Origin of the sequence: Microbacterium sp. NPDC057944 (genome assembly GCF_042887445.1) — a bacterium.
Taxonomy (GTDB): Bacteria; Actinomycetota; Actinomycetes; order Actinomycetales; family Microbacteriaceae; genus Microbacterium; species Microbacterium natoriense.
The window spans coordinates 305,888-323,734 of sequence record NZ_JBHVPJ010000002.1; the positions used below are offsets into that span (position 1 = coordinate 305,888).

Below are 17,847 nucleotides of genomic sequence, written 5' to 3' on the forward strand. Positions count from 1 at the left end.
TTCGCACATGCGAGTTGAAATGATCACGAAGGAGTATCCGCCGGAGATCTACGGCGGTGCTGGCGTGCACGTCGCGGAGCTCGTCACGGCTCTGCGAGAGAGCATCGAGGTGCGTGTCCGCGCCTTCGGCGCGCCCCGTGACGAACCGGGGACGTTCGCGTATCGGACCCCCTCGGAGCTCGCCGACGCGAACGCCGCGCTGCAGACGTTGGGCACCGATCTCGAGATCGTCTCGGCGATCGCCGACGCCGACCTCGTGCACAGTCACACCTGGTATGCGAACTTCGCCGGTCACATCGCCTCGCAGCTGCACGGCATCCCGCACGTGCTCACCGCGCACAGCCTCGAACCCCTCCGGCCCTGGAAGGCCGAGCAGCTCGGCGGCGGCTACGCGGTGTCGAGCGGGATCGAGAAGCTCGCGTACGAGAACGCCGCCGCGGTGATCGCGGTGAGCGCCGGCATGCGCAACGACATCCTGCGGAGCTACCCGAACGTCGACCCCGCGAAGGTCCGCGTCATCCACAACGGCATCGACGTCGAGCGCTGGCGTCCGGTCCAGAACCCGGAGTTCCTGGCGTCGATCGGCATGGACCCGTCGAGGCCGTCCGTGGTCTTCGTCGGACGCATCACACGTCAGAAGGGGCTCCCGTACCTGCTGCAGGCCGCAGGGCGGCTGCCCGCCGATGTTCAGCTGATCCTGTGCGCCGGCGCTCCGGACACTCCCGAGATCATGGCGGAGGTGCAGGAGGGCGTGCGCCTGCTGCAGCAGACCAGGGAGGGCGTCATCTGGATCGAGCGGATGCTGCCGCGTGACGAGCTCTCCGCGATCCTCACGGCAGCGACCACGTTCGTCTGCCCCTCGGTCTACGAGCCCCTCGGCATCGTGAACCTCGAGGCGATGGCGTGCGGCGCCGCGGTGGTCGGCACCGCGACCGGCGGCATCCCCGAGGTCGTCGCCGATGGTCGCACCGGACGCCTGGTCCCGATCGAGCAGGTGCAGGACGGCACCGGCACCCCCGTCGATCCGGAGAAGTACGTCGCAGACCTCGCCGCGGTGCTCACCGAGGTGGCGTCGGATCCGGCGAAGGCGAGGGAGTACGGCGAGGCCGGCCGCGCTCGTGCACGCGACGAGTTCAGCTGGGGTGCGATCGCCGACACCACGCGCGCGCTCTACGCGGAGCTGACGGACTGAGCAGATAGGCTGGCAGCATGCCAAGCGCTCTGGAATTCACCGACGTCGTCGTGCGCCGCGAGGGGCGCAACATCATCGATCACGTGACCTGGCAGGTCCAGGACGATCAGCGCTGGGTCGTCCTCGGACCCAACGGGGCGGGCAAGACCACGCTCCTCCAGCTGGCCGACACGCTCATGCACCCGACCTCGGGAACAGTGACGGTGCTGGGGGAGACCCTGGGCCGCACGGACGTCTTCGAGGTGCGCCCGCGCATCGGCTTCGCATCGTCGGCGATGGCCAAGAGGGTGCCGAGGGACGAGACGGTGCTGAACACGGTCCTCACGGCCGCGTACTCGGTTCTCGGTCGCTGGAACGAGCTCTACGAGAGCATCGACGAGCGCCGTGCGCTGCGCGTCCTCGCCGAGTGGAAGCTCGATCACCTCGCCGACCGCACCTTCGGAACGCTGAGCGACGGCGAGCAGAAGCGCGTGCAGATCGCGCGCGCCGTGATGACCGATCCGGAGCTCCTGCTGCTGGACGAGCCGACCGCCTCTCTCGATCTCGGGTCCCGCGAGGAGCTGCTGAGCCTGCTCAGCGGCTACGCCTCGTCGCCCACGACCCCGGCCATGCTCATGGTCACGCATCACGTCGAGGAGATCCCCGTCGGCTTCACCCACGTGATGCTGATCCGCGAGGGCATGGTCGTCGCGGCAGGGCCGATCGCGGAGACCCTCACGGCCGAGTCCCTCACCGAGGCGTTCGGCATGCCGATCGTGCTCACCGAGGACGGCGGACGCTACGCCGCGCGCGCGGCATCCTGACCGCCCATCTGCTAAACTCGATCCTTGGTGCTCACTGCACCGCAGACTTCCCCGACTCTGGCACAATCCAGGGCATCAACTAAGGAATCCCATGAAGACTGACATCCACCCCGACTACAAGGCCGTCGTGTTCCGCGACCTCGGCTCGGGCGAGACCTTCCTCACCCGTTCGACCGTCACGAGCGACAAGACCATCGAGCTGGACGGCGTGGAGTACCCCGTCATCGACGTCGAGATCTCCTCGGCCTCGCACCCGTTCTACACGGGCAAGCAGCGCATCATGGACTCGGCCGGTCGCGTCGAGAAGTTCAACCAGCGCTTCAAGGGCTTCGGCGGCTCCTCCAAGTAAGGATCGCCGCGAAAGGCCCCGCTCTCCTCGGAGGGCGGGGCCTTCGTCATTTGCGCCGGGGATCCGGTCAGATGTCGATGACGATGCGATCGCCGTCGATGGCGTTCGGCGGATCGCCCGGCGATGGTGCGGGTGCCGTCCGTCGGGTCTGGCGGTCGCGCTCCATGCCGGCCTCATAGGCCGAGGGCATCCAGATCGCGTCGAAGGCTCCGCCGAATCCACCGCCGGTGCCTTCGTACTTCTCCTCGACGGTCTTCTTCGACATCGTCCTGACGATCGCGAAGACGATCAGCCCCGGTCCCATGCCGGCGACCATGGCGACGTAGAACCAGCCGACGATGTCCTTCATGCGCCCAGGCTACGCGGGGCGCGCAACGTCGGCATCCGTCGTGCGGGGGATTCTCAGCGGAGGCGGCGGCCCTGCGCGAGGTCGACGAGGTGCGACAGCACGGGGCCCGACCGCAGGCCGTTGTGCTCGTGCTCGCTGGTGACCCAGAGCTGCACGCCCGGCAGCAGCGCGGCCGTCTCGAGCGAGAACTCGAGGGGCACGTAGACGTCGTTCACGTACACCGCGGCCGCCCCGGTGGCGCCGGACGACGCGATCGTGTCGGCGTCGTAGATCGACGGCCACTCGAACTCGGCGAGCTCCAGGACGACCTCACGCCACGGCTGGAACGCGGGGACGGTCTCCGTCCACTCGCGGCGGATGTGCTCGCCGGTGAACAGCGTGACGTCGTCGACGAAGTCGGCGGGTTCGACGCGCTCCGCCGACCACCGTGTCGCCTCACCGCTGGCGTAGCTCGACTCGTGGAACGCGAAGTAGAGCGGGTTGCGGCCGTCGAACGGCATGGCGTGCATCAGGTCGTAGCGGAAGGCGTTCGACGAGGGGTCCCGCTCCAGGAGCGACCAGAGGGTCTGCCAGCCGTCGTTCGTTCCCAGGGCGGAGCCCACGGAGCGCAGACGCGACGCGGAGACGACCTCGCCGTCTGGCAGGGTGATGCCACCCGCGGTCGCGAGATCGACGAGGCGGCGCATCACGTCGCGGTGCTCCGGGAAGCGGCGGTAGTACTTCTCGGATGCGGTCCGCATCTTGTCGTAGCAGAGGGCGTACACCTCGTCGGCGGAGCGCGTGACGGTGCTGAGGCCGCCGGTGATGAAGACGTTCTCGAGGGATGCGGCATCCGTCGTCAGGTATGCGAGGGTCGTGAACCCGCCGAAGGACTGCCCGAGCACGCTCCAGGTCGCAGCGCCCAGGTGCTCGCGCATCGCCTCGCAGTCGCGCACGATGGAGTCCGCACGCAGATGGGTGAGGTGCTCGGCGACGGCCGTCGAGCCGCGCTGCAGATCGGCGTCTCCCACCGGCGTCGACAGGCCCGTTCCGCGTTGGTCGATCATGACGACGCGGTGGTGGGCGAGTGCCTCGTCGAGCCACGCGGGGGCGGTCGACGAGTGGAACGGCCGCGGAGCCTCGTGGCCGGGGCCGCCCTGCAGGAAGACCAGGTAGGGGAGCGCCTCACCGCCCTCGCGCGACACCACACGCGCGAACACGTCGATGGTGCGGGGATCGGACGGATCCGACCACACCAGGGGAACGGTGAGCGTGTGCTCTTCGACGGTCAGATCCAGCAGGCGACGGACAATGGTGCTCACCCGTCGAGCCTATCGTCCGCGATGACGGGAATGCCGTCGAGAGCGACTACATCACGTTGCCGATGTAGGAGTACTTCACGAACACCTCGGAGGCGAGGCCCGATTCGTCGAGCACGCCCTGCACCGCGGTCATCATGTAGTTGCTGTCCCAGCCCATGTAGAGGAAGTGCGATTCGTCGAGCTGGTCCCAATGGCCCTTCCACGCCATCTCCGCGTAGATCGGCCCGCCGTGCGTCGCGCAGTAGGACAGGGCGGCCTCGCGCGTGTCGGTCCAGGCGCGTCGCATGACCCGGTTGAAGAGGTACTTGACGTCGGGCACCTCCCAGCGCTCTCCGCGGTACTCGACGTAGTCGAACTCCCGCTCCCAGCCGGCCGGCCAGCCACGTCGCCGCACGGCGTCGAGGATCGGGGTGAGGCCGTCGTCGTCGATCTCCGGCAGCGCAGGACGCGCCCAGATCCGCAGCAGATCGGAGGTGAGGAGGATCGTGCGCCGAGTGATGGCCGCGGTGCTCCATGCCTCGGTGTGCTCGAGGTCGCGGGTCGCCGGCACGGAGCTGCGAGCGTAGGCCTCGGCCCGCTTCACCGGATAGGCCGCGCCGAAGACGCGCTCGGCGAGACGCGGCTCCAGGAGGGTGAGGTTGCCGAGCGTCGGGGCGAGCGCGCGGAGGCTGTTCTGCTCGTCGTCGCTGTAGTCGTCCCAGCCGCGGACGCCGTCTCCGGACCAGGTGTCGTGGGGGACGGCGGGCACGATCCGTTCGACGTCGTAGTCCTGGGGATTCTCGACGCCCTCCAGCCTGCCCAGCACGTACGCGGCATGGGGGAGCTCGCTGTACTTGAGGACCGCGCTCACGCGCTCGTCCGACGGGGTGATGCGGGCGAACGCCCGGGCCAGCGCGTCGCGACCCTCCGCACGCGCGCGGCAGAGTCGGGCGACCAGACGCTCGTTCGGCAGGTTGACCAGGGTGCGGCGCAGATAGAGGGTCTGGATCCACTCCAGCGTCTCGATGAGCTCGTCGCGGTCGATGAGCCCTCGGGAGTGATCGCTGTAGACGCTCAGGACGAGCGGATACGCGGCGCGCCCGAACGTGTTCACGTATCCGAGCTGCCGGGAGATCTCCGCATCGGGCTCCCGAGAGGGATCGAGCAGGATGCCGTAGATCTCCGCGTAGTGGCGCCAGACCTCGGCATCCGACTGGAGATGCTCGACGTCCACCCGGGGGAAGGACTGGCGGAACGCGCTGTACACGCCGTGCTCGCCGTTGGCCGCCACCTCGCGCCCCGTCGTCATCACGAGGTAGTGGCGCCAGAACGCGCCGATCGTCTCGCCGGTGTGCTGCTCGATCGGCAGCCAGAAGCGCGCCTCGACGTCGAGCTGCTCTGCGTGCGTGAGTCCCATCAGGATGTAGTTGTGGATGAGCTCGTGGTCGCGCAGCGGCTCCCCGGTGGAGTTCAGGCTCTCGAAGATCTGTTGCGCGTTCGCGTCGGCGCCGAGCGTGATCGAGACGTGCTCGAGGCGCTGCAGCCCGCGCCAGATGCGGGGCGCTTCGTCGACGTGCACCTGGCTGCGGAAGAAGGCGTAGTTGTCGTCGAACCGCGACTCCCGGTCGACGTCGTCGCGACGGTCGAGCACCACCGACTCGTACAGGTCGGCCCAGGCCTCGTGCGGGCGGAGCCGCGTGCGGGAGGAGTCGTCGTCGCGGACGAGGACCGCGCTGAGCTCGGCGGCCAGCGCAGGGTCGGTGTCTCCGACCGCGTGGTGCAGTGCGGCGACGAGCAGCATCAGCGTGGTGAGACGCTGCTGACCGTCGATGAGGATGAGATCGCCGTCGGCAGCCGTGTCGTGCGCCGAGAGGATGGACCCGATGAAGTGCCGGTGGCCGTGCTCCTGATCGGCGACCGCGCGGATGTCGCTGAGGAGGCGTTCGCATCCGCCGATGTCCCAGCGGTACTGGCGCTGGTACACCGGAACGACGATCGTGGTGGATCCGGCGGAGAGCCACTCGATCGTGTTGACAGCTGTCGCCTCGACGTTGGTGGCAGAGCTCATGGGAAAAAGTCTATTCGGTTATGCACGGCGACCCTCCGGTGCACGATCAGGACGCCCTGTTAGGCTTGCCTTATCAGGGCCTGTTAAAACGTGCTGGCCCCCGATGAAAGGATCTGGTTCAGATCATGGGATACATCAAGTCCGCAGCACTCGAGGACAAGGGCTTCGTCGTCCTCGACAGCTACAACCAGGAGCTCGACCCCCAGGAGTGGCTCGACATCGAGTACAACGACTGGAAGTCCTCGGGCGACACCCGTTTCGCGCCTCTTGCGAGCGCCAAGGGCGAGATCGAGTGCAACGGCTTCTGGAATCACAAGCCGCCGCGCACCGACAAGGACGGCGTGTGGATCGACTCGCAGACCGCCAAGGCTCCGAACCTCACGCGCCGCGCGCAGGAGCCGGGAGCCAACGTCGGCCGCTGCCGCGTGATCGAGCTGCAGCCGACCCCGTACGGCGAATGCCTCTACAACCTCCACCAGGACGACAACAACCGTCTGAACCCCGACGGCACCGGCTGGGTCGTGCGCGGCTTCTTCAACCTCACCGATGACAAGGACAGCTTCTTCGTCCTCCGTGAGAACCGGACCGACCCGAGCATCGAGTACCGCATCGCCCTTCCGGCCGGCGCGCAGCTGATCGTCGACACCCAGCGCCTGTGGCACGCCGCCACGCACGTGGGCACCGACCCCCGCTACTGCCTGATCACCTCGTGGACCTCCGGTCCTGAGCTCGACGCCTACATCGAGAAGTACAACGGCACGCAGGATGTCCCGAACGTCGAGGTCCCGCAGGACGTGCTCGAGGCGGGCTACGCCGAGCAGGCCCAGCGTGACGCCGCTCGCGCCGCCTACTACGCGGCCAAGGGCCAGCAGGTCAAGATGGCGATGAGCGAGGCCTGAGCCTCCGTCTCATCGAAAGGGCCCCGGTCGACATCGACCGGGGCCCTTTCTCTCTGTGAATCACATGCTTGTGATTTCTTCTGATCTGGGCGACAATAGGCGCACAACCGCATATTCTCGCCAGTTCTCGTGGTTCAGGTCGTTGGGGAAGACGCACCTGATGAAACGGAGAGATCATGGCGACGGCTTACGCACGCGGAGTGGTGTTCATCCACTCTGCGCCTCGCGCGCTCTGCCCGCACCTCGAGTGGGCAGTAGGACGCGCTATCGGGCGTGCGGTGAACTTCGACTGGACCGAGCAGCCGGTGCTCGACGGCGCCCGTCGCGCCGAGTTCTACTGGGATGGTCCGGTCGGAACGGGTGCAGCTCTGGCGACCGCGATCCGCGGGTGGGAGCACCTCCGTTTCGAGGTGAGCGAGGATCCGACTCCTCGCAGTGACGGCGGCCGGTGGATGCACACGCCCGATCTCGGCATCCACTATGCGCAGACGGATGCCGCGGGCAACGTGGTGATCGGCGAGGACCGCATCCGCTACGCGATGGAGATCGCGGCGGGAAACGTGGCCGAGCTGCAGCGCGAACTCGACATCGCGCTCGGCTCGGCCTGGGACGAGGAGCTGGAGCCCTTCCGGCACGCGAGCGATGACGCCCGCGTGGTCTGGCTCCACAAGGTGGGCTAGCCCATGCTCCGGAGACCTGGGATGGGAAGGCGTGAGTATCGGATGCCGGTGATTCGCCCCGGACGCTGAGAAGACGTATCCCCATCCTGAATGACGAGGACCCCGCCCCATCAAGGGACGGGGTCCTCGTCTGTCACACCACGGCCTCGTGCCGCAGCTCGCCGCGCTGAGGCGAGCCGCGTCGCACCTCGTCCCAGGCGAGGCGCAGCCGGTTCATCGCCTCCGCCGTGCGCTCGGGCGGGAGGGTGATGGGGATCCTCAGACGCCTCTCGAGGACGCCCCCGGTCGTGAAGCGAGGGCCGGGCGGCAGGACGAGTCCATGGGAGCGCGCCGCCAGGGACAGCGACGTCGAGATCGGCGCGCCGAGGTCGACCCAGGCGGAGAGGCCGCCGGGAGTGGGCGGCATCGTGATGCCCTCGAGCCCGATCAATCCCTCGGCCACCGCCGCGCGTCCGGCGCGCAGCCGGGTACGGACGTGATCGGTGAGCGAAGGCACATCGGAGAGCAACTCGACCGCGATGCACTGCTCGAGCAGCGCGGTGCCCAGCTCGAACGAAGGACGGGTGGCGAGAAGCCTCGTGATCACCGCCCGATCGGCGCGGATCCACCCGACGCGCATGCCGCCCCAGGCGATCTTCGACATCGAGCCGACCGTGATCACCTCGGGGCTGAACGCCGCCATCGGGAGCGGGGACGAGCCGCGGTCGATGTCGAGCTCGGTCGTGGTCTCATCGACGATGAGACGCGTGCCGGAGCTGCGCGCCGTGGTCGCGATGCGCGACCGCTCCGGTTCCGGCAGCGTCGCACCGGTGGGGTTGTGGAAATCGGGGATCAGGTACGCGACGTGCGGACGGGTGCGCAGCAGCGTGTCCGTGAAGTGCCGGTGGTCCCAGCCGTCGGTATCGACCGGGGTCGGTACCAGCCGGTAGCCGTGCCGGTGCAGCGCCTCCAGGGCGTGCGGGAAGGTGGGCTGCTCGACGAGCGCCCGCTCTCCGCGTCGGCCCATCGCCGCGAGGATGAGGTTCACGGCGTTCAGTGCGCCGGAGGTGATGATGATCTCGTCGGCATCGGTGTCGACGCCGCGTCGGGTGAACCGCTGCGCGACGGCGTCCCTGAGCTCGGGGAGGCCCTGCAGCGAATACCCGCTGGTGCCGCGCATGGCTGCGAGACGGGGGAGCGAGCGGACGGTCGCGTCGTACAGTCCGGGAGTCGAGTCCATCGACGCGATGGAGAGGTCGATGGCCGACTCGTCGTCGCCGCTCCTCGCCGACGGGGCGACGTTCGGAAGAGCCACCCTCGTGCTTCCGCCGTGCAGGCGCGTCACGAAGCCGTCGGTCTCCAGCAGCCCGTACACGCGGGTGGTTGTGGAACGCGAACGCCGCAGCTCGAGGGCGAGGGCGCGTTCGCTGGGCAGGCGTTCGCCGACGGTCAGACGCCCGTCGAGGATGAGGGCGCGGATCCGCTCGGCGAGGGCCGCGGCGGTGGAGCCGGCGACGTGCTGCGCGCCGAGCTGATCGACCAGACGAGATCCCATGCACCCAGCATGCCGCAAAGTGGCCTCGTGTCGTCAGGCCACTTCTCGTCGAGTGGCCTCTCTTTCGGCCCTCACGGGCAGGCCACCATGGAGGGATGCTCCTCCGATCCGTCTTCCTCCCGATCACCGCCACGAGCCGGCGCGACCTTGTCGAGCGCATCGTGCAGCTCGTCCTCGGCCTCTTCCTCTACGGTGTGGCGCTGGGACTGATGGTGCGCGGCGGCATCGGCGTCTCGCCCTGGGATGTGCTCGCGCTCGGAGTCTCTGGCCGCACCGGGATCGGATACGGCGTCGTCACGAACCTCGTCGCGCTCGTCGTGCTGCTCCTGTGGATCCCGCTGCGACAGCGAGTCGGACTGGGGACGCTCCTCAACGCCCTGCTGATCGGCCCCAGCGCCGACCTGACCCTCGCGCTCGTGCCCGCGCCGTCGTCGATCTGGGTGGGAGCGCCGATGTTCGTCGCCGGGCTCCTCCTGCTCGCGTTCGCCACAGGGCTGTACATCTCAGCCGACTTCGGCCCCGGACCGCGCGACGGCCTGATGACCGGTCTGGTGCGCAGGACCGGGTGGCGCGTGTGGATCGTCCGCACGCTCATCGAGGGCACCGTGCTCGTCGTCGGGTTCCTGCTCGGCGGACCGGTCGGAGTCGGCACCGTCCTCTTCGCCTTCGGCGTGGGGCCGCTCATCGGCTGGTTCCTGCCCTGGATGACGAGGGTGCGCACGGCGCGTTCTCGCCGGCTGTCCCCGGCTTCGAGCCGATAGCCGCGGCGCCCACGACGAAAGCCCCCGGGAGATTCCCGAGGGCCTTCGTCGTGCGTCCTGTCGTCAGTCGGCGCTGGCGAACACGGCGACGGCGTTGTGGCCGCCGAAGCCGAACGAGTTGCTGATGGCGATCTGAGGACCGTCGCCCAGCGGCTGCGGCTCGCCGGACAGCCGGAAGGGCACGGCCGGGTCGGGCTCGGTCATGTTGATCGTCGGAGGAGCGATGCGGTCGCGGAGCGCGAGCAGGGAGAAGATCGCCTCCAGCGCGCCGGTGCCGCCGAGCAGGTGCCCGGTCGAGGCCTTGGTCGCGGACACCGGGATCTCGTCGATCCGGTCGCCGAAGACCTTCTTGAGGGCCACGTACTCGTTGGGGTCGCCCACGGGGGTGGACGTGGCGTGCGCGTTGATGTGCGTCACCTGGTCGGCGGTGATGCCCGCCTCGCCGAGGGCGTGGGTGACTGCGCGGGCGGCGCCGTTGCCCTCGGGGTCGTTTCCGGTGATGTGGTACGCATCAGCCGTCACGCCACCTCCGAGGACGTAGCCGTAGATCTTGGCGCCGCGGGCCTTCGCGTGCTCCTCGGTCTCGAGGATGAGCACAGCAGCGCCCTCTCCCATGACGAAGCCGTCACGGTCGATGGCGCCAGGGCGCGATGCGGTCGCGGGGTCGTCGTTGCGACGCGAGAGCGCCTGCGCGGACGCGAACGACGCCATCGTGATCGGGTGGATGGCCGACTCGGCGCCGCCGGCGATCACGACGTCGGCGAGCCCCTCCTGCAGGTGATGGAAGGCGTGGATGATCGACTCGGTGCTGGAGGCGCAGGCGCTGACGACGGTCTGCGCGTAGGCGCGCGCCGAGAACTGCAGAGACAGGTTGCCCGCGGCCGCGTTCGGCATGAGCATCGGGACCGTGAGCGGCATGACGCGACGGGGCCCCTTCTCCCGCAGCGTGTCCCACGCGTCGAGGAGGGTCCAGAGGCCGCCGATGCCGGTGGCGAAGTCGACGCCGAGGCGCTCGGGGGCGACCTCGGGCGATCCGGCATCCTCCCACGCCTCGCGTGCGGCGATCAGGGCGAACTGGGAGGAGGGGTCGAGACGCTTCGCCTCGTGGCGGGGGAGCACTTCCTCCGGGCGGACGATCGCCTCTGCGGCGAAGGTCACGGGCAGCTCGTACTGCGCGACCCAGTCGTGCTCGAGGGTCCGGGTGCCGGAGACGCCTGCGAGGAGGTTGCTCCAGTTCTCCGGGGCGGTCCCGCCGATGGCGGAAGTGGCGCCGATGCCGGTGACGACGATGCGCTTGGTCATGGTGTGGTTCCTTGTCGTACGGGTTGCGTGCGAGGTGAGGGCAGGGGTGAGGATGCCACGCCCCGCGGGTGGCGGGGGTGGCATCCGTGCCCCGGGATTACTCCTGGCCTGCGACGATGAAGCTGACGGCGTCGCCGACGGTCTTCAGGTTCTTGACCTCGTCGTCGGGGATGGTGACGCCGAACTTCTCCTCGGCGTTGACGACGATCGTCATCATCGAGATCGAGTCGATGTCGAGGTCGTCGGTGAACGACTTCTCGAGGGCGACCTCGGAAGCGTTGATGCCGGTCTCGTCGGTGATCAGCTCTGCGAGGCCGGCGAGGACCTCATCGTTGGTGAAAGCCATGTGGTCTTCCTCTTTCTTGCGGGTTGTATTCGGAACCGTGGAACAGTCTAGGGAAGGTCGGGACGTTCTCAGGGGAGGACGACGACCTGCGCGGCGAAGACGAGGCCCGCGCCGAAGCCGATCTGCAGGGCGAGACCGCCGGACAGCTCGGGGTGCTCGGTCATCAGCCGGTGGCTGGCGAGCGGGATGGATGCCGCGGACGTGTTGCCCGTGGTCTCGATGTCGCGGGCGATCACCGTGGTCTCCGGCAGCTTGAGCTGCTTGGCGAACTCGTCGATGATGCGCATGTTCGCCTGGTGAGGGATGAACGCGGCGATGTCGGACGGCTCGACGCCCGCCTTGTCCAGCGCCTCGCGGGCGACCTTGGCCATCTCCCATACGGCCCAGCGGAACACCGTCTGGCCCTCCTGGCGCAGCGTGGGCCAGGGGGACTCTCCGTCGCGGAACTCGGTCAGGGTGAAGTTCATGCCGACGGCATCCGCCTTCGAGCCGTCGGAGCCCCACACGGCCGGGGCGATCCCCGGGGTGTCGCTCGGGCCGATGAGCGCGGCGCCGGCGCCGTCGCCGAGGAGGAAGGAGATGCTCCGGTCGGTCGGGTCGACGATGTCGGAGAGCTTCTCGGTGCCGATCACCAGCGCGTAGCGTGCGGCGCCGGCGCGGATCAGCGCGTCGGCCTGTGCCACGGCGTAGGCGTAACCTGCGCACGCGGCGTTGATGTCGTACGCGGCAGCGGGGTTGGCCCCGACGCGGTCGGCGACGATGGCCGACACCGACGGCGTCTGCTTCGGGTTGCTGATGGTCGCGACGATCACGAGGTCGACCTGATCAGCGGGGACGCCGGCTTTCTCGATCGCCTCGATGCCCGCAGCCGTCGCCAGATCGATCGCATCGGTGCCCTTGTCGGCGCGCACGCGCGTGACGATGCCCGTGCGCTGGCGGATCCACTCGTCGCTGGAGTCGATCGGCCCGACCAGGTCGTCGTTGGGCACGGCGTTCTCGCCGCGCGCCGCTCCGTAGGAGTAAATGCGGGTGTAGGCCGGCCCGGTGAGCTGGTTCAGGGTGACGCTCATGCGGCTTCTCCGTTCAGCAGCGCGACGGCTGCATCGAGGTCTTCGGGGGTCTTCACGGCGACGGTCGGCACGCCGCGCAGTCCGCGCTTGGCGAGGCCGGTGAGCGCTCCGGCGGGCGTGAGCTCGATGAGACCGGTGATCCCCGCGTCGGCGAAGGACGCCATGCACAGGTCCCAGCGCACGGGGGAGGACACCTGGTCGACGAGGTAGTCCAGCGCGGTCGCACCGTCGGTGACGACGGATCCGTCGCGGTTGGTCCACAGCGTGATGTTCGGGTCGACGGCGTCGACGCCCCGGACGGCGTCGCGCAGCGCGGCCACAGCCGAGGCCATGTAGCTCGTGTGGAACGCGCCGGCGACCTGCAGGGCGATGACGCGGGTGCCGCGCAGAGGCTCCGCCGCGAGCGCGGCGAGGCTGTCGAGCGCACCCGCGGCGACGATCTGCCCTCCGCCGTTGTAGTTGGCCGGGGTGAGGTCGAGCTCCGCGAGACGGGCCAGGACGGCATCCTCGTCACCGCCGAGCACGGCGCTCATGCCGGTGGCCTCTTGGGCCGCGGAATCCGCCATCGCCCGGCCGCGGATGCCGACGAGCCGCATCGCATCCGCAGCGGAGATCACGCCGGAGCCGACGAGTGCGGCGAGCTCTCCGACCGAGTGGCCGGCGATGCCGTCTGGCTGACGTCCGGAGCGCTCGAGCAGGGCGCGACCCGCGACGAGGGAGGCCGCGACGATCAGCGGCTGCGCGATGCGCGTGTCGCGGATGGTGTCTGCATCCGATTCCGTGCCGTGGGCGATGAGGTCGACCTGCGCCGCCTCGGAATAGGCGGCGAGCTGCTCGGCGACGCCGTCGAGCTCAAGCCAGGGGGAGAGGAAGCCGGGAGTCTGAGAACCCTGTCCAGGGCAGGCGTAGACGATCACCTCCCCAGTCTGCCAACGATCACGCCGGAACGGTGGATGATCCATCACAAGATTCCGAAGATCCCTTGTGTGTGGCGTACAGCCTGGGCGGTGGGGTCAGCGGGTCGGCCGACGCAGCGGCGCGCGACGGCGCACCTGCTCGGCCGCGCCGATCGAGCCGAGGATCAGCGCCGTCTGCAGGATCAGCGCCTCGCGCGGACCCGTCGCGTCCCAGCCGATGACCTCGCTGACCCGCTTGAGCCGGTAGCGCACGGTGTTCGGGTGCACGAAGAGCTCACGCGCCGTGGCCTCGAGAGAGCGACCGTTGTCGAGGTAGCTCCACAGGGTCGTGACGAGATCGGTCGAGTGCGACTGCAGTGGTCGGTAGATTCGCTCGATCAGCGTCTGCTTCGCGAGCGGGTCGCCGGCGAGGGCGCGCTCCGGCAGCAGGTCGTCCGCCTCGACCGGGCGAGGGGCGTTGCGCCATGCCCGCGCGACGGCGAAGCCGGCGAGAGCGGCGCGAGCGCTCTGGCTGGCGTCGACGAGAGCAGCGACGGCCGGACCGAGCACGACGTATCCGGGGCCGAACGACGGCTCCAGCCTGGTGGCGATCTCCTGGAAACCGAGCTCCTCGTCCTCGCCCTCCTGACCCGCGATGCGGGCACGGCCGAGTACCAGCACGAGGCGGGAGCCCTGCACGCCGATGAGCACGTCGACCGCGAGCTTGCGGGCGGTGCGCCGGACGAGATCGACGTCGAACTGCGGGGGAGTCGTGCCGACCAGGACGGCGACCTCGCCGTGACCGTGCCACCCGAGAGCCGCGATGCGGCTCGGGAGCTCCTCGTCGGCCTCGCCGGTGAGGATCGAGTCGACGACGAGCGCCTCCAGACGCGCGTCCCACAGGCCGCGCGCCTCCGCGGCGCGCGCGTAGACGTCGGCGGCGGCGAACGCGACGTCGCGCGAGTACAGCAGGATCGCCTCGCGCAGCAGGTCGCCCTTGCCCGCGACACGCTCCTCGGTGACCTCGACGGTGACGCGGATCAGCTGCAGGGTCTGCTGCAGGCTGACGCTGCGCAGCAGCTCACGAGGAGCCGCGGCGAAGATGTCGGCCGCGATCCACGGCGTCGAGGTCGGATCGTCGTACCACTGGATGAACGAGGTGATGCCAGCCTGAGCCACCAGCCCGACCGCAGAGCGGCGGGCCGGTGGCATGTCGGCGTACCAGGGGAGGGTGTCCTCCAGGCGCTTGATCGTCACCGAGGCGATGTCGCCGGAGATCCGGCGCAGCCAGGTGAGCGTCGCGGCCTTGTCCATGCCGGTGGGAGACGAGTCTGTCACCGAAGGCTCAGCTTTCGCCGCCCGCGTTGCCGCTGGTTCCGGCGTTCACGTTGTGCAGGTCGTACTTCTGGATCGCCTGCGCTGCGAGCGACCGGTCGACCTTGCCCTCCTCGGCCAGCGACTGCAGCGTGCGGACCACGATCGACGGACCGTCGATCTTGAAGTACCGGCGTGCGGCGGCGCGGGTGTCGGAGAAGCCGAAGTCGTCGGCGCCGAGCGTGGCGTAGCGGTTCGGGACCCACGGACGGATCTGGTCCTGCACGGCGTGCATGAAGTCGCTCACCGCGACGACCGGACCCTCGGCGCCCTGCAGCTTCTGGGTGAGGTAGGCCGTGCGGGGCTCCTCCTCCGGGTGCAGGAAGTTGTGCTCGTCGGCGGCGAGGCCGTCGCGGCGCAGCTCGGTCCAGGAGGTGACCGACCACACGTCGGCGATCACGCCCCAGTCGTTCTTGAGCAGCTCCTGCGCCTCCAGCGCCCACGGCAGGCCGACGCCCGAGGCGAACAGCTGCGCGCGGGGGCCTTCGCCCTCGCCGGCGGACACGCGGTGGATGCCGCGCACGATGCCGTCGACGTCCACGTTCTCCGGCTCGGCCGGCTGCACGTAGGGCTCGTTGTACAGCGTGATGTAGTACATGACGTTCGGGTCGGGGTGCTTCCCGCCGTACATGCGCTCCAGGCCGTCGCGCACGATGTGGGCGATCTCGTATCCGTATGCGGGGTCGTAGGACACCGTCGCCGGGTTGGTCGAGGCGAGCAGGTGCGAGTGGCCGTCCGCGTGCTGCAGGCCCTCGCCGGTCAGCGTGGTGCGGCCGGCCGTTGCGCCCATGATGAACCCGCGGGCCATCTGGTCGCCGGCTGCCCACTGGGCGTCGCCGGTGCGCTGGAAGCCGAACATCGAGTAGAAGATGTAGATCGGGATCAGCGGTTCGCCGTGCGTCGCGTAGGACGTGCCGACGCCGGTGAACGCGGCCAGCGCTCCGGCCTCGTTGATGCCGACGTGCACGATCTGCCCCTGCGGGCTCTCCTTGTAGGCAAGGAGGAGCTCACGGTCGACCGAGGTGTAGTGCTGGCCGTTCGGGTTGTAGATCTTCGCGGTAGGGAAGTACGCGTCCATGCCGAAGGTGCGCGCCTCGTCGGGGATGATCGGCACGATGCGGTTGCCGAAGTCCTTCGAGCGGAGCAGATCCTTCAGCAGGCGGACGAACGCCATGGTGGTGGCGATCTCCTGCGTGCCGGAGCCCTTCTTGGGCAGGGCGTACGCGGTGTCGTCGGGCAGGGACAGACCGACGTGCGTCGAACGGCGCTCCGGGAGGAAGCCGCCGAGGTTGCGACGGCGCTCCAGCATGTACTGGATCGTCTCGTCCTGCGCCCCGGGGTTGTAGTACGGGGGAAGGTACGGGTTCTCCTCGAGCTGCGCGTCCGTGATCGGGATGTGCATCGTGTCGCGGAACGTCTTGAGGTTGTCCAGCGTCATCTTCTTCATCTGGTGGGTCGCGTTGCGGCCCTCGAAGTGGGGGCCGAGGCCGTAGCCCTTGACCGTCTTCGCCAGGATGACCGTGGGCTGGCCCTTGTGCTCGGCCGCCGCCTTGAAGGCCGCGTAGACCTTGCGGTAGTCGTGACCGCCGCGCTTGAGGTGCCAGATCTGGTCGTCGGTGTAGTCCGAGACCAGGGCGGCCGCACGCTCGTCCTTGCCGAAGAAGTGCTCGCGGATGTACGCGCCGGACTCGGCCTTGTACGTCTGGTAGTCGCCGTCGGGCGTGGCGTTCATGATGTTCAGCAGGGCGCCCTCGGTGTCGCGGGCGAGCAGGTCGTCCCACTCGCGGCCCCAGACGACCTTGATGACGTTCCAGCCGGCGCCGCGGAAGTACGACTCCAGCTCCTGGATGATCTTGCCGTTGCCGCGGACGGGTCCGTCGAGGCGCTGCAGGTTGCAGTTGATCACGAAGTTGAGGTTGTCCAGGCCCTCGTTGGCTGCGACCTGGAGCTGACCGCGGCTCTCGATCTCGTCCATCTCGCCGTCGCCGAGGAACGCCCACACCTGCGAGGACGAGGTGTCCTTGATGCCGCGGTTCTCCAGGTAGCGGTTCGACATGGCCTGGTAGATCGCGTTGATCGGGCCCAGACCCATCGACACCGTCGGGAACTGCCAGTAGTCCTGCATCTGACGGGGGTGCGGGTACGAGGGGATGCCGAACGGCGCGCGCGACTGCTCCTGGCGGAACCCGTCGAGGTGCTCCTCGGTGAGGCGGCCTTCGAGGAAGGAACGCGCGTAGATGCCGGGGGAGGCGTGACCCTGGATGAAGATCTGGTCGGCGCCGCCGGGGTTGTCCGCACCGCGGAAGAAGTGGTTGAAGCCGACCTCGTACAGGGCGGCGGACGACGCATAGGTCGAGATGTGACCGCCGACGCCGATGCCGGGGCGCTGCGCGCGGTGCACGGTCACGGCGGCGTTCCAGCGGATCCATGCGCGGTAGCGGCGCTCGATCTCCTCGTCGCCGGGGAACTCGGGCTCATTCTCCGAGGCGATGGTGTTGATGTAGTCCGTCGTCGGGACCATCGGCACGCCCAGGTGCAGCTCCTTGGAGCGCTTGAGCAGGCTGAGCATGATCTCGCGGCCGCGGCCGTGGCCCTTCGCGTCGACGAGCTCGTCGAGCGACTGCTGCCACTCGCCGGTCTCCTCCGGATCGCTGTCGAGGGGGCCCTGGGAGTACGGATCCTGGTCGTGCACGGTCACGGGGGAGCCTTTCGTCAAGCTGGCAGGTCATGCCAATGAAACGGGAAGCGACGCGGGCAGCCTTGTCGGCTGTGCACAACGCGCGCCTTCCTCACCTTATCCCTCTTCCACGACACGGGCGCGCACCCGCCACCGGATAGACTGGCAGCACCAGGGCCTTTAGCTCAGCTGGTAGAGCGCCACGTTTACACCGTGGATGTCGTCGGTTCGATCCCGGCAGGGCCCACCGTTCTCCTCGGCTCTTCG

The 17,847-nt window shown here is 68.9% G+C and carries 16 protein-coding genes and 1 tRNA gene; 7 read left to right on the forward strand and 10 right to left on the reverse strand.

Annotated elements, in window-relative coordinates; genetic code table 11:
* Positions 1 to 7 precede the first annotated feature (7 nt).
* The 3 genes from glgA to ACFVRO_RS10870 all read left to right on the forward strand — a co-directional run bounded on the left by glgA (position 8) and on the right by ACFVRO_RS10870 (position 2,344).
* The gene (gene glgA / locus ACFVRO_RS10860; protein WP_341942028.1) at positions 8 to 1,192 is read left to right on the forward strand and encodes a glycogen synthase; all 1,185 of its coding nucleotides are present in this window, start codon (positions 8 to 10) and stop codon (positions 1,190 to 1,192) included.
* 17 nt (positions 1,193 to 1,209) lie between these two features.
* Complete coding sequence (locus ACFVRO_RS10865; protein WP_386952135.1) at positions 1,210 to 1,995, forward strand: ABC transporter ATP-binding protein; 786 nt, start codon at positions 1,210 to 1,212, stop codon at positions 1,993 to 1,995.
* 91 nt (positions 1,996 to 2,086) lie between these two features.
* Complete coding sequence (locus ACFVRO_RS10870) at positions 2,087 to 2,344, forward strand: type B 50S ribosomal protein L31 (protein ID WP_017202258.1); 258 nt, start codon at positions 2,087 to 2,089, stop codon at positions 2,342 to 2,344.
* A gap of 67 nt (positions 2,345 to 2,411) precedes the next feature.
* Here ACFVRO_RS10870 and ACFVRO_RS10875 read toward each other — a convergent pair whose 3' ends face one another.
* From ACFVRO_RS10875 to ACFVRO_RS10885, 3 genes are read right to left on the reverse strand one after another with little or no spacing between them, the layout of a single operon-like run.
* Entirely contained in the window at positions 2,412 to 2,693 is a 282-nt protein-coding gene (locus ACFVRO_RS10875; RefSeq protein ID WP_105673016.1) for a hypothetical protein, read from the reverse strand.
* Positions 2,694 to 2,746: 53 nt separating this feature from the next.
* Positions 2,747 to 3,994 carry an alpha/beta fold hydrolase gene (locus tag ACFVRO_RS10880; RefSeq protein WP_386952138.1) on the reverse strand — a complete coding sequence of 416 codons (1,248 nt, stop codon included), beginning with the start codon at positions 3,992 to 3,994 and terminating at the stop codon, positions 2,747 to 2,749.
* Positions 3,995 to 4,040: 46 nt separating this feature from the next.
* Complete coding sequence (locus ACFVRO_RS10885) at positions 4,041 to 6,041, reverse strand: DUF262 domain-containing protein (protein ID WP_386952140.1); 2,001 nt, start codon at positions 6,039 to 6,041, stop codon at positions 4,041 to 4,043.
* Positions 6,042 to 6,166: 125 nt separating this feature from the next.
* Between ACFVRO_RS10885 and ACFVRO_RS10890 the strand changes: the two genes are divergently transcribed.
* A complete protein-coding gene (locus tag ACFVRO_RS10890; protein WP_105673018.1) occupies positions 6,167 to 6,940 on the forward strand; it encodes a hypothetical protein in 774 nt (257 codons plus the stop codon).
* Between the two features lie 176 nt (positions 6,941 to 7,116).
* Positions 7,117 to 7,620, forward strand: coding sequence for a DUF3145 domain-containing protein (locus ACFVRO_RS10895; RefSeq protein ID WP_105673019.1), 504 nt, complete (start codon positions 7,117 to 7,119; stop codon positions 7,618 to 7,620).
* 133 nt (positions 7,621 to 7,753) lie between these two features.
* Here ACFVRO_RS10895 and ACFVRO_RS10900 read toward each other — a convergent pair whose 3' ends face one another.
* Positions 7,754 to 9,154, reverse strand: coding sequence for a PLP-dependent aminotransferase family protein (locus tag ACFVRO_RS10900; protein WP_386952142.1), 1,401 nt, complete (start codon positions 9,152 to 9,154; stop codon positions 7,754 to 7,756).
* Positions 9,155 to 9,249: 95 nt separating this feature from the next.
* On the opposite strand from ACFVRO_RS10900, the gene ACFVRO_RS10905 reads away from it, so the two are divergent.
* Positions 9,250 to 9,915 (forward strand): YitT family protein, encoded by a 666-nt coding sequence (locus ACFVRO_RS10905; protein WP_386952145.1) that lies wholly within the window; start codon positions 9,250 to 9,252, stop codon positions 9,913 to 9,915.
* Positions 9,916 to 9,978: 63 nt separating this feature from the next.
* Here ACFVRO_RS10905 and ACFVRO_RS10910 read toward each other — a convergent pair whose 3' ends face one another.
* The 6 genes from ACFVRO_RS10910 to aceE form a co-directional block, all read right to left on the reverse strand.
* The gene (locus ACFVRO_RS10910) at positions 9,979 to 11,217 is read right to left on the reverse strand and encodes a beta-ketoacyl-[acyl-carrier-protein] synthase family protein (RefSeq protein ID WP_386952148.1); all 1,239 of its coding nucleotides are present in this window, start codon (positions 11,215 to 11,217) and stop codon (positions 9,979 to 9,981) included.
* Positions 11,218 to 11,314: 97 nt separating this feature from the next.
* On the reverse strand, positions 11,315 to 11,563 hold the full coding sequence (locus ACFVRO_RS10915) for an acyl carrier protein (protein ID WP_017830435.1): 249 nt from the start codon (positions 11,561 to 11,563) through the stop codon (positions 11,315 to 11,317).
* Positions 11,564 to 11,631: 68 nt separating this feature from the next.
* Entirely contained in the window at positions 11,632 to 12,633 is a 1,002-nt protein-coding gene (locus tag ACFVRO_RS10920) for a beta-ketoacyl-ACP synthase III (RefSeq protein ID WP_105673023.1), read from the reverse strand.
* The gene (locus tag ACFVRO_RS10925; protein ID WP_386952151.1) at positions 12,630 to 13,550 is read right to left on the reverse strand and encodes an ACP S-malonyltransferase; all 921 of its coding nucleotides are present in this window, start codon (positions 13,548 to 13,550) and stop codon (positions 12,630 to 12,632) included. The genes ACFVRO_RS10920 and ACFVRO_RS10925 overlap by 4 nt, the downstream gene beginning before the upstream one ends.
* Before the next feature lie 96 nt (positions 13,551 to 13,646).
* Entirely contained in the window at positions 13,647 to 14,843 is a 1,197-nt protein-coding gene (locus ACFVRO_RS10930) for a PucR family transcriptional regulator (protein ID WP_386954444.1), read from the reverse strand.
* A 31-nt stretch (positions 14,844 to 14,874) separates the two neighbouring features.
* Positions 14,875 to 17,601, reverse strand: a complete 2,727-nt coding sequence (gene aceE, locus ACFVRO_RS10935) for a pyruvate dehydrogenase (acetyl-transferring), homodimeric type (RefSeq protein ID WP_386952152.1) — start codon at positions 17,599 to 17,601, stop codon at positions 14,875 to 14,877.
* Positions 17,602 to 17,754: 153 nt separating this feature from the next.
* Here aceE and ACFVRO_RS10940 point away from each other — a divergent pair.
* A tRNA-Val gene (locus ACFVRO_RS10940) sits at positions 17,755 to 17,827 on the forward strand.
* Positions 17,828 to 17,847: the final 20 nt, after the last annotated feature.